The 14,103-nt window shown below is 69.7% G+C and carries 11 protein-coding genes and 2 pseudogenes; 7 read left to right on the forward strand and 6 right to left on the reverse strand.

Going from position 1 to position 14,103, the window contains the following annotated elements:
* The coding region (locus tag ACF07S_RS32275) for an erythromycin esterase family protein (RefSeq protein ID WP_391975815.1) at window positions 1-1,418 on the forward strand (1,418 nt) is incomplete at its 5' end.
* Between the two features lie 61 nt (window positions 1,419-1,479).
* Here ACF07S_RS32275 and ACF07S_RS32280 read toward each other — a convergent pair.
* Both ACF07S_RS32280 and ACF07S_RS32285 read right to left on the reverse strand, forming a co-directional pair.
* Window positions 1,480-2,292: pseudogene (locus tag ACF07S_RS32280) on the reverse strand (IS5 family transposase).
* A gap of 80 nt (window positions 2,293-2,372) precedes the next feature.
* Window positions 2,373-3,056, reverse strand: a complete 684-nt coding sequence (locus ACF07S_RS32285; RefSeq protein ID WP_391975816.1) for a DUF4386 domain-containing protein — start codon at window positions 3,054-3,056, stop codon at window positions 2,373-2,375.
* 157 nt (window positions 3,057-3,213) lie between these two features.
* On the opposite strand from ACF07S_RS32285, the gene ACF07S_RS32290 reads away from it, so the two are divergent.
* The 3 genes and pseudogenes from ACF07S_RS32290 to ACF07S_RS32300 form a co-directional block, all read left to right on the forward strand.
* Window positions 3,214-3,945, forward strand: coding sequence for a TetR/AcrR family transcriptional regulator (locus ACF07S_RS32290; RefSeq protein WP_391975817.1), 732 nt, complete (start codon window positions 3,214-3,216; stop codon window positions 3,943-3,945).
* 561 nt (window positions 3,946-4,506) lie between these two features.
* Window positions 4,507-5,103 carry a hypothetical protein gene (locus tag ACF07S_RS32295; RefSeq protein WP_391975818.1) on the forward strand — a complete coding sequence of 199 codons (597 nt, stop codon included), beginning with the start codon at window positions 4,507-4,509 and terminating at the stop codon, window positions 5,101-5,103.
* A gap of 236 nt (window positions 5,104-5,339) precedes the next feature.
* Window positions 5,340-5,585 (forward strand): annotated as a pseudogene (locus ACF07S_RS32300) (DSD1 family PLP-dependent enzyme); the annotation flags it as partial.
* A gap of 144 nt (window positions 5,586-5,729) precedes the next feature.
* Here the strand turns inward: ACF07S_RS32300 and ACF07S_RS32305 are convergent.
* The 3 genes from ACF07S_RS32305 to ACF07S_RS32315 all read right to left on the reverse strand — a co-directional run bounded on the left by ACF07S_RS32305 (window position 5,730) and on the right by ACF07S_RS32315 (window position 8,025).
* On the reverse strand, window positions 5,730-6,293 hold the full coding sequence (locus tag ACF07S_RS32305) for a TetR/AcrR family transcriptional regulator (protein WP_391967195.1): 564 nt from the start codon (window positions 6,291-6,293) through the stop codon (window positions 5,730-5,732).
* A 144-nt stretch (window positions 6,294-6,437) separates the two neighbouring features.
* Complete coding sequence (locus tag ACF07S_RS32310; protein ID WP_391967194.1) at window positions 6,438-7,829, reverse strand: amidase; 1,392 nt, start codon at window positions 7,827-7,829, stop codon at window positions 6,438-6,440.
* The gene (locus ACF07S_RS32315) at window positions 7,816-8,025 is read right to left on the reverse strand and encodes a hypothetical protein (RefSeq protein WP_391967193.1); all 210 of its coding nucleotides are present in this window, start codon (window positions 8,023-8,025) and stop codon (window positions 7,816-7,818) included. The genes ACF07S_RS32310 and ACF07S_RS32315 overlap by 14 nt, the downstream gene beginning before the upstream one ends.
* Before the next feature lie 130 nt (window positions 8,026-8,155).
* Here ACF07S_RS32315 and ACF07S_RS32320 point away from each other — a divergent pair, with 130 nt between their 5' ends.
* From ACF07S_RS32320 to ACF07S_RS32330, 3 genes are all read left to right on the forward strand, one after another.
* Window positions 8,156-9,418, forward strand: coding sequence for an MFS transporter (locus ACF07S_RS32320; RefSeq protein ID WP_391975819.1), 1,263 nt, complete (start codon window positions 8,156-8,158; stop codon window positions 9,416-9,418).
* 24 nt (window positions 9,419-9,442) lie between these two features.
* Window positions 9,443-10,357 (forward strand): MBL fold metallo-hydrolase, encoded by a 915-nt coding sequence (locus ACF07S_RS32325; protein ID WP_391975820.1) that lies wholly within the window; start codon window positions 9,443-9,445, stop codon window positions 10,355-10,357.
* 271 nt (window positions 10,358-10,628) lie between these two features.
* Complete coding sequence (locus tag ACF07S_RS32330; RefSeq protein WP_391967190.1) at window positions 10,629-11,345, forward strand: IS6 family transposase; 717 nt, start codon at window positions 10,629-10,631, stop codon at window positions 11,343-11,345.
* A 579-nt stretch (window positions 11,346-11,924) separates the two neighbouring features.
* On the opposite strand, the gene ACF07S_RS32335 is transcribed toward ACF07S_RS32330, so the two are convergent.
* On the reverse strand, window positions 11,925-14,078 hold the full coding sequence (locus ACF07S_RS32335) for a 2Fe-2S iron-sulfur cluster-binding protein (RefSeq protein WP_391975821.1): 2,154 nt from the start codon (window positions 14,076-14,078) through the stop codon (window positions 11,925-11,927).
* Window positions 14,079-14,103: the final 25 nt, after the last annotated feature.

Genomic DNA, 14,103 nt, shown 5'->3' on the forward strand with positions numbered 1-14,103 from the left:
AACGGGAGATCGGCACGGACTACCCGCCGCCCGGCGACCGGGTCGACCTGCTGAGGTCGGCGGACCTGGTGGTGCACCTGCACGAGATCCGGCCGAGTCTGAGACTCGCCCGTGAAGCGGCCGGACAGCGGCCCCCCGCATCGGCGACGTCCACCGGCCTGCTGCCCGCCCTGGAGAAGGCAGCCCATCCGCTGCGCGCCGTGGAGCCCACCGGCCCCTTCGACGACCTGCGCCCCCTGGGCGAGGCGGTGGGCGACGCCCGGCTGGTCGGCGTCGGGCAGGCCGTCCACGGCTCCAGCGACTTCCTCGCCCTCCAGCACCGGGTGTTCCGGTACCTGGTCGGGGAGAAGGGCTTCCGGACCCTCGTCCTCGAAGCCCCCTACAGCGCGGGCCTCCGTCTGGACGACTACCTGCTCACCGGGCGCGGCGACCCCGCCCGGATCATGGCCGAGGAGTTCCAGAACGCCTACCTCTTCATGCGGACCGGCGAGGTACTCGACCTGATCCACTGGATGCGCGCGTACAACGTCGCCCACCCCGACGACCCGGTCAGGTTCGCCGGCAACGACCACGGCTACGCCGGCCCGGAGCTGTACGACCGGGTCGTCGACCACGTCCGGCGCGCCCACCCCGGCCTGCTGCCCGCCGTCACCGAGCTGTACCGGGGGCTGCGCCCCACCCTGCCCGCTGGCGAACACATGGTGGCCTCCTTCGAGCTACCCGTGGCCGTGCGGCGGGAGAAGGCCGAACGCACCGGACGCGTCCTGCAACTGCTGCGCGCCCGGGACTCAGCCGGGCGCACCGTGGCCGGGGACGACCACGTCCGGGCGGTGCAGAACGCGGAGATCGTCCACCAGGTCACACGCCAGGACGCCTTCGACTACGACGACCCGGCCGACGAACGCGAGGGCCTGGCCTACCGCGACACCGTGATGGCGGAGAACACCCTGTGGTGGCTCCGGCAGACCGGCGCCCGGACGATGCTGGCCGCCCACAACGGCCACGTGTACCTGCAGGGCTACGACCCGGACTACCCGGTCATCCAGGGCGGTTTGCTCCGCCGCGCGCTCGGGGACGCTTACCGGGTCGTGGGCCTGGCCTTCGACCACGGCTCCTTCAAGGCCGTCGACGCGGGTGTCTCCAACCCCCGTGACGAGGACGTGAAGGTGTTCCGCTCGGGGCCCTCCGTGGCCGGTTCGGTCGAGCACACCCTGGACCGTGTGAGCCACCGGGACTGGTACCTCGATCTGCGCACCGCACCACCCGCGGTCCGCACCTGGCTGGACGTCACCCGTCCCAAACGGGAGATCGGCACGCACTGGCCCCGGAACCCGGACCAGGTCAACCTGCTGAGGTCCGCGGACGTGGTGGTGCACCTGCACGAGATCCGGCCGTTCCGTCCGCTCCCGCAGGGCTGAGCTCCGCCGGCCGGGCGGACGGGGCCGGGCCCACCTTTGAGCCGGGTTCTTACTGATCATTTCAGAATGAGGTTCGGAGTCGTCGCAAGCAGATGATGCTGCAGGCGAGTTGGAGCAGTCCGAGGTGGAGGTCGGCGCGTATCTCGTAGCGGGTCCGCCGGCGTTTGAACTGGTGGAGCCGGGCGAAGGTGCGTTCGACGACCCACCTGGTCTTGCCCAGGCCGGATCCGTGGGCGGTGCCCTTGCGTGCGGTCTTCGGTGTGATGCCACGAGCGCGCAGGAGGCGACGGTACTTGTCGTAGTCGTAGCCGCGGTCGGCGAACAGCCGCCGTGGTCGGTGACGGGGTCGGCCTACCAGGCCGCGGATGTGGGGTATCGCGTCCGGCAGGGGCATGAGCTGGGTGACGTCGTGACGGTTTCCGCCGGTCAGGGACACCGCAAGAGGTATTCCGTGCCGGTCGGTGATCACATGGTGCTTGCTTCCTGGGCGGCCGCGGTCGACCGGCGAAGGTCCGGTGTGAGCCCCCTTTCAGGGCCCGGACGTGCGAGCCGTCGACCGCGGCGTCCTTCATCTCCAGCAGACCCGACCCGTTCTGCGGAGTTCCGCGAGGAGGATGGCGTGCAGGCGGGGCCGGACGCCGGCCTCGGTCCAGTCCCGCAGTCGCCGCCAGCACGTCACCCCGCTGCAGCCGATCGTCTCGGCCGGCACGTCCGCCCAGGTCACGCCCGTGCGCAGGACATAGACGATCCCGCGCAGGGCGGCCCGGTCATCCGCCGGCAGCCGGCCCGGATACCGCCGACGCCGCGGCGGGCGAGGAGGAAGCAACGGGGCGACACGATCCCACAGATCATCAGGCACAAGATCATCCGACACTCGCAGAAGTCTGCCGTCGGCCCCGCCCACAGCCAAGCCCTACACCAAGCTCATTCTGAAATGATCAGTAAACCCCGCTGTCACCCAACCCTGCAGCAGTCCCTTCCGCTGCTGCCCTCCTCGAGGAGGGCAGCCGGTTCGAACCCCTTGGTGATGAGCCAGACGGCAAGACTCACTTCCCACGCGAACACGGGGAGCGCCGCTACCGACCCCGCCACGGAGATCTGCTCGTACAGCCCGAACATCACTCCGGTCGCCGAAGCGCAGATCAGTGCGCCCCCGACAAGACCCAGTACGGCAATGAGCCGTGGGACGAGCCCGGCGCGGTACATCAACCACGCGAGCACCAGCGAGTTCGCTCCCAAGATGAAGTTGGGCCCCATGAGGAACGTCCAGTCATGGATGGCCACCAGGGCCTTGCCAGCCGTGACGAGTGATGTGGCATCGCTGTCCGCCGCTCCTTCGAGCTCCGTCCGCAGCGTCACGATCGACAGAACGCTGATGATGCCGACGATGATGACAGCGGCTTCGAGAAGCCGGGCGCACACATAGCCCAGCGCGGCCCCCTCGTTGTGCTTTTTGAGGACTGGGTACAGGACGACCCCAGTGCCTACGACGGCCGCCGCCAGGACAATTTCGAACAGTGCGCCGAGGAACACCCGTGTGTCGGCACCGGGACCGGCAACGTAGTCCGCGTCCTGTAGGACAGGGCCGTACAGTGCCAGCCCGCCGATCGCTGCCACCTCGGTGACAAGGAAGAACACGCCTGCGACGACGGCAGTTCTTTTGGCTGATACCACTAGGAACCACACCCCCCAGAAGATGGTGTACGGCGTACACCTAGGACTCACGGTAGGTGTACGCCGTACACTCGTCAAGCCGAGACGCTGATACGGACATCCCAAGGGAGCTGGTGGCGATATGGCTCAACAGGCGGAGGCGGAGCGCCGCCCCCCTCTGAGCAGGGACCGGGTGCTGCGGGCGGCTGTTGCGCTCGCCGATGACATCGGGATCGAAGCGCTGAGCATGCGCAGCCTCGCGAAGGACCTGGGCGTGGTGCCGATGGCGCTCTACAAGCACGTCTCGAACAAGGAGCAACTCCTGGACGGCATGGTCGATGTCGTCATGGGCGAGATCGATCCGCCGGCACCGGGATCCAACTGGAAGAGCGCGGTACGCCACAGGATTCTCTCGGCGCGACGCGCTTTCCTCGGACATCCTTGGGCGGCCCGAGTACTCCAGTCACGAAGCAGCCCGACACCGGTCGTGCTTACGTACATGGACTCTGTGATCGGCATGTTCCGGAACGGTGGCTTTTCCATCGACCTGACGCACCATGTGATGCACGCTCTGGGCAGCCGCATGATGGGCATAACGCAGGAACTGTTCGACGCTCCACCCGGCCCCGGTCCGCGAGCGCAGACGGCCCCCTCCCAGAGGGACGCCGGGGAGTACCCGTACGTGATGGAGCTCGCTGGCGCGGTGGTTCATGACACGGAGTCCGTGGCGGGTCAGGGCTGTGACGATCAGTTCGAGTTCGAGTTCGCGCTGGATCTCCTCCTGGACGGGTTCGAGAGACTGCAGCAGCAGGGGTGGTCTTCCGTCGGCCATCGGAGAAGCAAGACCCATGACTTCGGGAACGCCGACTACTGAGTTTTTCGTTGGTTCTGTGGTGGTGGGGGCTTCGGCAGTGTGAGCATGATGGTGTGTCTTCCAAGCCGCAGGCGGCTGTTGCCGATGTCTCCGTTCTACCGCTGACGCGGCCGCAGTTGGCCGAGGCCCGAACGTTTTGCAGTCCCCCGCGCCTCATGCCGGAGTCCGGATGAGGCGCGGAGGCCGACCTTTGTAGTTGAAGGACGCGGTGTCTGGTTTTGTCGACGGGATCCAACACCACTTGTCGCTCGGGGCCGGGAACGCCTGGTTCCACCGGAGAGCGGTGTCTCCGAGTTCCGGCAACGTTCGAGGGCTTGCAGTGACGGTGTCGAAGTGCTTTGCGTTGGGCTGCGGGACGCCTTGTACGCGGCGATCGGACAGGCTTGCGCAGCCCGACTCCGGTGACCAGGTGGCACCCTGCCGTCATTCTGTGGTCCACCGTTCCATCGGTCCTCGGCCGGAGACGAGTTCAATCCACGGAGCGATCCTCGGTGGCCCCATGACTGGGATCTTCATTACTGAACGGGTTGGCCACCGATCCACCGAAACCGAGGACCGCATATGCATCCGCTCCTGCACGTCGAAGATCCGGCCGCCGTCCGGCCCGGACGGCTTCGCGCTGTGTGGCGGGCGGCCCACGCGCCCGTTGCCGGAGTGTCCCGACAGATTCAACTTGTGGCCTATGCGGTGCCCTTAACCGTCCTGCCATCGAGCATCTGGCGGCTCCCGGCCGCGTTCGACGACGGGGTCGGGGCCGGTGAGCGGGCGTACGTCGTTTTCCTGTCGATCACGTCTGAGATTCTTGCGTTCACCGCGATAGGCCTGATCGCCCGCTGGGGCGAGGTGTTCCCACGCCGGGTCCCAGTCCTGCGCGGCTGCCGGGTCCCGCCGAAGGCAGCGGTCACCCCAGCCGCCGTCGGGGCCACGATCCTCACCCTCCTGTTCACTCTGCTGTTCACCGCATCCGAGATCAAGGGCACCACGATCCGAGGCGACGACCTGCCGGACGGCTACCCGAGCCAGGCCAGCGGCTGGGAGGCTGCCTGGTTCTATCTCTGCTACGCGCCACTGATCCTCTGGGGGCCGCTGCTGGCCGTGCTGACTGTCGCGTACTGGAAGCGCCGTCACGCCGCCGAGAAGGCCATCGCACCGGCGTGATTCCAGGGAAACAGCGTCTGCCGACGACCGGTGCGGAGTGCACCAGAAGCACGAACCGGCAGTGGAGAAGGGCCTACCCCTCCGACAGCGTTGCGAGTTCTCATCGACATCTTTGAACCCTGCTGCCCGAAACCGTCGACAAACGTTGCTCACTCTCGAATACAGGGCCACGGTGTCACTCGGAGGGGGGCATGGCCGCTTCATGCGGCAGGTCGCAACACGCTCGACTTGACAGAGAATTGGACGGCAACCCGATCCCCGGACTGGTCATGACCGCCGCCAGCCAGGAACACGGCACCCTCACCGCCCGCGATGGTGCCCACCTGCCCGACCTGCCCACTGGCACCCGCCTGCGCATCCTGTCCAACCACGCCTGCGCCACCGCCGCCCAGCACCACGGCTACCACGTCATCGACAGCACCCGGAGCACAGGCGGCGCGCCCGTGATCGAGGCTTTCCGGCAACGCGTCACCGGCTGGTGACCGGCCTCGGCGTGCTCGGGAAGTGTTCCGGGTACGCCTCGGGATCGTCCGCCGGAGGACTGGGGACGCGGCGAGGTCCGGCCGGCCTCCGAGGCCCGGGCATCGCAGGCGCTGCCCGCGAGGCACGCCGGTGCGATCACCTGGTCACGGGCCGGTCTGGCCGAGGACCCCTGCCACGAGTCGGCGCGCGTACGTGGCGTCGAGTCCGTCCGGACGGAAGAGGATGCGGTACATCATGGGCGCGACGACGCGGTCGATGACCGTCTCGACCTCGGGCGTCTTCTCCCCGCGTTCGGCTGCTCGGGTGAGGACGAGGTTGATCTGGTCGGCGGCGTAGGCCGAGCACTGGCCGGCGTTGCTGCCGTCCGGGTCGCCGAGCAGGGCGTCGCGGATGTAGGCGCGGCCGGTGGGGGAGGCCATTTCGTCGAGGAACTGCTCGGCCCAGGCCGTCAGGTCGGACGACAGGGCACCGTGGTCGTTGGGTGCGGTGTCGGGCCGCAGGCGCTCGACCGCTACGTCCGACAGCAGTTCCTGCAGATCCCCCCAGCGGCGGTAGATCGTCGACGGTGTCACGCCCGCACGCTGGGCGATCAGCGGTACGGTCAGGGCGTCCCGGCCCGCTTCCGACGCGAGTTCGCGTACGGCGGTGTGGACCGATGCCTGGACCCGGGCGCTGCGCCCGCCGGGGCGCACCATCTGCCTGCTCATAAAACCCACCTTAAAGCAAAATCATTGCGTCTAGCGAGCCGCCCACCTCCGTGCGACGGTCTTCTTCTTGCGGCACCTGGCCGATCGGAGCCGAACGGCGCTTTCGGGCCCGGCCGAGTGGTGAGGCCGGGCTCAAGCGCGCGTTCACGCTGCGCGCGCGAGCTCGCGGGCGGGTTGGGTCTGCTCGTAGGCGTGGCCGACTCGCAGGAGCACACTCTCGCCGAGCGGTCGCCCGAGGAGCTGCATGCCGATCGGCATGCCTGCCGCATCGTGGCCGACGGGGACGGACAGGGACGGCACCCCGGTGATGTTGGCGGGGGACGAGAGGCGTACGTAGGCGTCGGAGACGCCCTCGACGGTGCCGTCGGCCCAGGTGATCGTCTCCTGGCCGGCCTTGACCGCGGTCGCCGGGACGGTGGGGGCGACGATCAGGTCGACCTCCTGCAGCATGCGCGCCCATTCCTGCCGCATGAGGGTGCGGGAGCGCTGGGCGCGCAGGTAGTCGCCGGCGGGCATCAGTTCGCCGGCCTCGAGGAGGATACGGACGTCGCCCTGGTAGAGCTCGGGGACCGTGCGCAGGGTGCTCTCGTGGTAGGCGGTTGCCTCGGGCACCATCAGGCCCCACTGGGTGGCCTGGATGTAGCGGGTCATGGGGATCTCGACCTCGACGAGGCGCGCACCGAGGGCCCGAAGCTGGTCGATGGCGCGCCGTACGGCGGCTTCCACCTCCTCGTCGACGTGGTCGAAGTAGTGGTTGCGCGGCACGCCCACGCGCAGCCCCGTCAGGCCCGCATCCGAGGCCGGCCGGTAGTCCGTGTCGGGTGTGGTCAGGGAGGCGGGGTCTCGGGGGTCGTGTCCGGCCAGGGCGGTCAGGACCAGGGCCGCGTCCTCGACGGTGCGGGTGATCGGGCCGACGTGGTCCAGTGACCAGGACAGGGACGTGACGCCGTGGCGGGGGACGAGGCCGTACGTCGGCTTGAGGCCGACGACCCCGTTCAGCGCGGCGGGCACCCGGATCGATCCGCCGGTGTCGGTGCCCAGGGTGAAGGTCGCGGTGCCCGCGGCGACGGCGACGGAGGATCCGCCGCTGGAGCCGCCGGCGACCCGGCCGGTGTCCCAGGCGTTGCTGGTCTGCGGGGTGGTCAGCCCGTAGGCGAACTCGTGGGTGTGGGTCTTGCCGACCAGGATGGCTCCGGCCGCGGCCAGGCGGGCGGCGACGGCGCTGTCGGCCTGGGCGCGGTGGTCGGCTCGGACGCGGGAGCTGGCCGACGTCGCCGCGCCGGCGACGTCGATCAGGTCCTTGAGGCCCATCGGGATGCCGTGCAGCGGACCACGGTAGCGGCCGGCCGCGATGTCGTTCTCGGCTTCGCGCGCGGCCCGGCGGGTGTGCTCGGCGGTGACGGTGACGTAGGCCTGAAGATGCGGGTCCACCTGTTCGATGCGCTCCAGGACGGAGTCAGCCAGCTCGACGGGGGACAGCTGCCGAGCCCGGATCGCGTCGGCGGCTGCGTTCAGGGACAGTTCATACGGCTGCATCGTGCATCTCCTGTTCCGCGCGGTAGGCGGGGGCGGGCGGGGTGTCCCCGAAGTTCAGCTCCCGCAGGACCGCGACGACGGAGTGGATGTGGTTGGCGGTGGCTGCGACCGCGGCGTGGCGGTCGGCAGGCAGCGGGAGCCCGGCGCGGGCGGCCCAGCGGGCCGCTTCCGGCGGGGTGAGTTCAGCGGAGGACATGGACGTTCTCTCCTCAGGGCTGGAGGGGCGGAGCAACCCCCGGCGCCAAAAGCTAAAGGTTTGCGTTAGTCGACCGTAGAGCCTACGGTGACTTAAAGCAAACTCGTTGCATTTAGCGCCACGGAGTCCCATGTCCACCGTCACGCCCCGCGCATCTGCGCAGTCCAGCCACCCGGGAGCCCGCACCCAGACCGCCCACCGCGCGGCGTCCTTCGTCCTGGACGCCTCGATCCTGGCCGCGCTCCTCGCGGCATCCAGTGCGCCGACGCCCCTCTACCCCCACTACCAGGACGCCTGGGACCTGTCCGCGCTCACCATCACCGTGGTCTTCAGCGCCTACTCCCTGACGCTGCTGCTGACCCTGCTCACCACCGGAGCGCTCTCCGACCACCTCGGGCGACGCCCCGTCCTGGTGGGTGCCCTGCTGCTGGAGGCCGCCTCCATGGTGCTGCTGGCCACGGCGGACGGCACCGAAGCGCTGATCACCGCCCGGATCCTGCAGGGAGCGGCCACCGGCGCGGCCACCAGCGGCGCGGGCGCGGCCCTCCTCGACCTTCACGACCCCCTGCGTCCGGGCCGGTCCGCCCTGACCAACAGCATCGCCCCGGTGGCGGGTATGGCCGCCGGCGTCCTGGCCTCCACCCTCCTCGTCCGCTTCGCCCCCGCCCCCACGGTCACCGTGTACGTCCTGCTGGCGGTCCTCTTCGCCGCCCAGGCGATCACGGTCGCATTCACCGCGGAGACGGCCCACCCGCACGCCGGCGCCCTGCGGTCGCTGCGCCCTCACCTCGCCGTGCCGCCCTCGGCGCGCAGCGCCCTGCTGGCGGTCGGCACCGCTGTCGCCGCCATCTGGGCCCTGGGCGGCTTCTACTCCTCCCTTGGACCGGCGCTCGTGCACCTCGTGGCCCCCGGTGCCTCACAGGCGGCCGGCGGCATGGTCTTCTTCGTGCTCACCGCCGCGGCCACGGTCACCGTGTGGGCACTGCGGCGCACGGCGCCGCGCGCCGCCGCCACCGGCGGCAGCCTGGCCGTCATACCGTCCGCGGCCCTGAGCCTGCTCGGTCTGCACGGCGCCGGCCTGCCCGCCGTCTACGGCGGCGCGGCCCTGGCCGGAGTCGCCTTCGGCGCCGTCTCCCAAGGGGCGCTGCGCATGACGCTCGCCTCGCTCGACGAGCAGGACCGCGCCGCGACCCTGGCCGCCTACTACGTCCTCAGTTACCTGTCCATGAGCCTGCCCGCCATCGCCGCGGGCGCCGCCACCCAGCACTACGGGCTGCGCACCACCGCCCACGCCCATGCCATCGTCGCCGCCCTGCTCACCGTCGCGGCCCTGGCAGCACTCGCCGTGTCGAGACGCAGGGCAGCCCACAGCGCACACAACGGCCTTCCGTAACGAGACACAAGGAAACGACCGATCATGAGCACCGCACCGGCCACCGACCCGACCGCCATCCCTTCCTGGACCGTGGGCGACGTCACCGTCCACCGCATCGACGAGGTCCTCCTGCCGCCCGCCACCGGACCGTGGCTGCTGCCCGACGCCACCCCGGAGGTCGTCGCCGGGCAGGACTGGCTGCGCCCCCACTTCGCCGACGACGAGGGCATCCTGCACATCGACAGCCACAGCTTCGCGTTCACCGCCGGCGGGCTGCGCATCCTGGTGGACACCGGCATCGGCAACGGCAAGGAGCGGGCCAACCCCGCCTGGCACAACCTGAACACCGGCTACCTTCAGCGCCTCACCGCCGCCGGGTTCCCCCCGGACTCCGTCGACCTGGTGGTCCTCACCCACCTGCACGCCGACCACGTCGGCTGGAACACCCACGAGGTGAACGGCGAGTGGGTTCCCACCTTCCCCAACGCCCGCTACATCACCTCACGCGTCGAGCGGGAGTTCTGGGCCGGGTACGACATGGAGGAGGCGCGCAAGCAGATGTTCCGCGACTCCGTGATCCCGGTGGAGGAGGCGGGGCTGCTCAACCTCGTCGATGTCCCCGCCGACGGCGTCGAGGTCGTCCCGGGCCTGCGCCTGATCCCCACCCCCGGGCACACCCCCGGCCACGTCGCCCTCGAGCTGACCAGCCGCGGAAAGACGGCTTTGATGACCGGCGACTGCATCCACCACCCCGTCCAGCTCGCTCACCCCACCATCGGGGCCTGCGTCGACATCGAACCCGAGCGGTCCGAGGCCTCGCGCCGCACGCTGCTCGGCTCACTCGCCGGCACGGACACCCTCCTCCTGGGCACCCACTTCGCGCCGCCCACCGCCGGCCGCGTCGTCACTCACGAGGGCGCCTACCGGCTCTCGCCCGTCCCCGCCGACTCGCACTGATCCGGCGGCGGCGCAGCCCGTGTCCGGCCGGCACTCCGCACGGCCGGACACGGCCCGCGCAGCGCTCACGTGGCGAGCCGATCTTCTCGGTCGATCAGCGGCTGGTGGACGAGAACACCCTGGTCAGCGATGACCAGATCCACGACACGACGTGGATCTGCGTCGTCGTCTCCGTCGACGACATCGGCGCCGAGCGCTTCGCGGGGTGCTGTCACGTTGGCTGACCGGGTGGGGTGATCTTCGGGTTGGTCATGGTGGAGGGGGACCGCCCGTGGACAGCGCGCCGTCGTACGGGGGCCACCGGTATCCGGTCGAGGTGATCTCGCACTGCGTGTGGCTGTGCTTCCGCTTCCCGCTCAGTTTCCGGGAGGTCGAGGAACTGATGCTGGAGCGCGGCATGATCGTCTCGTACGAGACCGTCCGGCGCTGGTGCCTGAAGTTCGGTCAGCAGTACGCCAACGGCCTGCGCCGCCGACAGCCTCAGCTCGGCGACAAGTGGCATCTGGACGAGGTCTTCATCAAGATCAACGGTGAGCGGAAATACCTGTGGCGGGCTGTGGACCAGGACGGGATGGTGCTGGACATCCTGGGGCAGAGCTGCCGGGACACGGCTGCGGCCAGGCGCTTCTTCCGCACGCTGCTGACGAAGACGGGAGGGGTGCCGCGGGTGATCGTCACGGACAAGCTCCGCTCCCACGGCGCGGCCCACCGCGAGGTCGTGCCCTTCGTCGAGCACCGTTCCCGCAAGGGCCTGAACAACCGGGCCGAGAACAGCCACCAGCCCACCCGGCAACGAGAACGGGCGATGAAAGGCTTCCGCAGCGTGGGCGCCGCGCAGCGGTTCCTGGCCGCGTTCAGCGGCATCACACCCCACTTCCGGCCCCGCCGCCACCTGATGACCGGCACCCAACACCGCGCCGGGATGACCGCCCGCTTCGCTGTCTGGGAGCAGGTCACCGGCGTCACCAGCCGGCCTGCCGCGGCCTGAGCCCAGGGCCGGCACCCGGCCCCACCACACCCCGACACGCCGTCAGACACCCGCACACCCAACAACGTGACAACGCCCCTACGAAGGCAGGCGGTGCAGCAACGTCGCCAGGAACGCGCGAGCATCCGGGAGAACCGAACCTTCTTGCCATCGAGTTGGCGCTTCAGCACCGTGATCTGACGCCGGAGGACGAGGGCCTCCGTGTCCTTGCCCCGGTCGCCCATGGGCAGCAGGCACAGCACGGCGAACGTGTTCGTCACGGTCAGGTAAGCCAGTCGCAGCAGCACGGCCAGCCGTCATGCCGGGGTGATCGCCAGTCCCGCGAGAGCACCGATCCCAGCGTCCGTGCTCGAGAACCCGCGCATCTCGCACACCGGCTCCCACCTCGGCGGATGAGGTTTTCGGCAAGGACAGCGGCCTGGTGGAGAAGGGAGTAATGCCTTGGGTCGGGCCATGCTGCGCAACTTCACGCCCATGGGCCTGAAAGCCGCCTCCTATGAACTGAGGCGTCCGGTGGGGTCTTCCCCACGGCGCGCGCTTCACGGACCGTCACCTGGTCGGTGGCCAGCTCGAAGGAGCTCACTGGTCCGTGATGTCGAGGGTGACCTCGGACAGTGGGCAGCCCACGCACGTCAGCACATAGCCGTCGGCTCTCTGCCGTGACGTGAGGCAGTTCGGCTCGTTCTGCGTGACGTCTCCGCTGCGGAGCCGCACCATGCAGTCGCCGCAGTTCCCGACCGTGCAGGAGTAGGGCATCGGTAGCCCTGCGGTCAGTCCCGCGTCGAGCAGTGTCTGGCCGGGCTCGATCACCACCGTGCCGATGGGGTGCCCGTACTGCTCGACAGTCATCTTCTGCGGCACGGTCGCCGCGGTCCCGGTGTCCGCTCCGCTGGTGTAGTGCTCCTGGTGCACCAGCTCGTCCGGGACTCCAAGCTCGTGCAGGACGTCCTGGACGGCGTCCATGAGCGGTCCGGGACCGCACACGTAGTAGTGGGCGTCCTGGGCCGGGGACAGACTGGTGACCCAGCGACGTATGCCGTCTGCGTCGAGCCGTCCGTCCCTCCGGGTCAGGACATGGGTGACTGAGAGCCGGTCGGGATGGTCTTTCGCCAGCCGGGCCAGTTCGTCACCGAAGATGATCTCTTCAGCGCTGCGGCTGCTGTAGAGCAGCGCGATCCGGTCGCGGCCCGGCTGGACGGCGAGCCGTGTGCGGATCATGCTCATCATCGGTGTCACGCCGCTGCCCGCTGCGACGAGCACGATCTGATCCGAGGGCTGCGGCTCGGCGTGGAAGGACCCGGACGGGCCGCGCACCGCGAGGCGGTCCCCGACGCGGAGATCCCGGTGCACGTGGGTGGAGAACCGGCCGCCCTCGATGTGCTTGACGGTAACTTCGAGCCGGGACGACCCGGGTGCGGACGAGGCCGAGTAGGCTCGCCGCACCGTGCGTCCGTCGATGTCAGCGACGAGCGTGAAGAACTGGCCGGGCCGGAAGCCGAACGTTCCCGGGCCTTTGCCGATGTCCTCCAGCGCCAGGGTGATCGTGCTCGGTGTCTCCCTGCGCATCTCGGCGACGCGCACCTCCCGCAGAGGGCTCCGTGTCCTCTCCGTCCCGCCGCCGTCGGCGGAACGGCGGCGCACGAGGCCACGGCGCCGGCCGCCCGCACCGGGCTCGATGTCCGCATAGCCCTCCTTGCGTAGTCCGGAACGGTAGACACGGTTCGTCACCAGCCGCAGCAACCGGTTCACCCCCGGGATCGCCCCGACGCGCTTGAGCAGGAACGCGGATGGACCGCCGTTGGTCCTGGCCAAACCGGCCGCGAGGTGTTCTCCCGCCAGCGCCAGCAGGTCCGGCATCGTGCCGCGGTCGATGTGTGCGCCGGGAGTCCACAGCCGCGAGCGCGCCATGGCGTCGCTGCCGGTCACCTCGGCGTGCTCGACGTCGATGAGCAGTGCCAGGTGCGGGGTTGTTCCGCGCAGCGCCATCGTTTCCAGCAGCGCGGGATCGTCGGTGATCGCGCCGCGTCCGCGGACCCGCAGTACATCGCTGCGCCCCGGAACGAGCGCGGCGAACGACAGCCGGTCGTCCTGCAGCAGATTGTGCAACGTGTCGGCCCGTTTGTTGCCCTTGCGGTCCGGGATGGCGAGCGTGCGGCTGTCGAGGATCCGCGCTACCGCCTGCCGGTCCCCGCGCGGACTCGTGTCGCTCCCGCCGCACGCGTCCCAGGTGGACAGTGCGAGGAACGGGGCCGTGGCCAGAAACTCGGTGACGCCGGGGCGGGACAGGGGCCCGTCGTCTGCGAAGACGGCAGCCGGCCCGGCCGGGGCGGGCGACTGCCACAGACGGGATCGAAGGACGGCCTGCGCGCAGTGCACGTACGCCTCCTCGATGTCGACATGGACGGCCCTCCCCGCGCCCTTGCGCACGGCCACCGTGCCATTGACGCGCAGGATCTCGCCGACGCCCGGCAGGAGAAAGAAGAAGGAGACCGGACCCTGTGGATCGCCGGACTCGGGCAGGGAAAACGAGATCCGCGTGGGCGAGTGGACGCGTGCGAACCCCGGCGTGCCGCCGATGAAGGTCGTCCTGCTGATGCCATCCATGTCCCGGTAGCCGAAAGCCGCGACCGGAGATCGGGCGAGTACGGACCGGCAGCCCTCGTCGAGGGCGCTGATCTGCTTGAGCATGACCGCCGACGCCGGGCGGCCGACGACCGTTTCGACCTCGTCCACCGCCGTCAGTCGGCGTGGGGCACCC

Origin of the sequence: Streptomyces sp. NPDC016640, from assembly GCF_043076215.1 — a bacterium.
Lineage (GTDB): Bacteria > Actinomycetota > Actinomycetes > Streptomycetales > Streptomycetaceae > Streptomyces.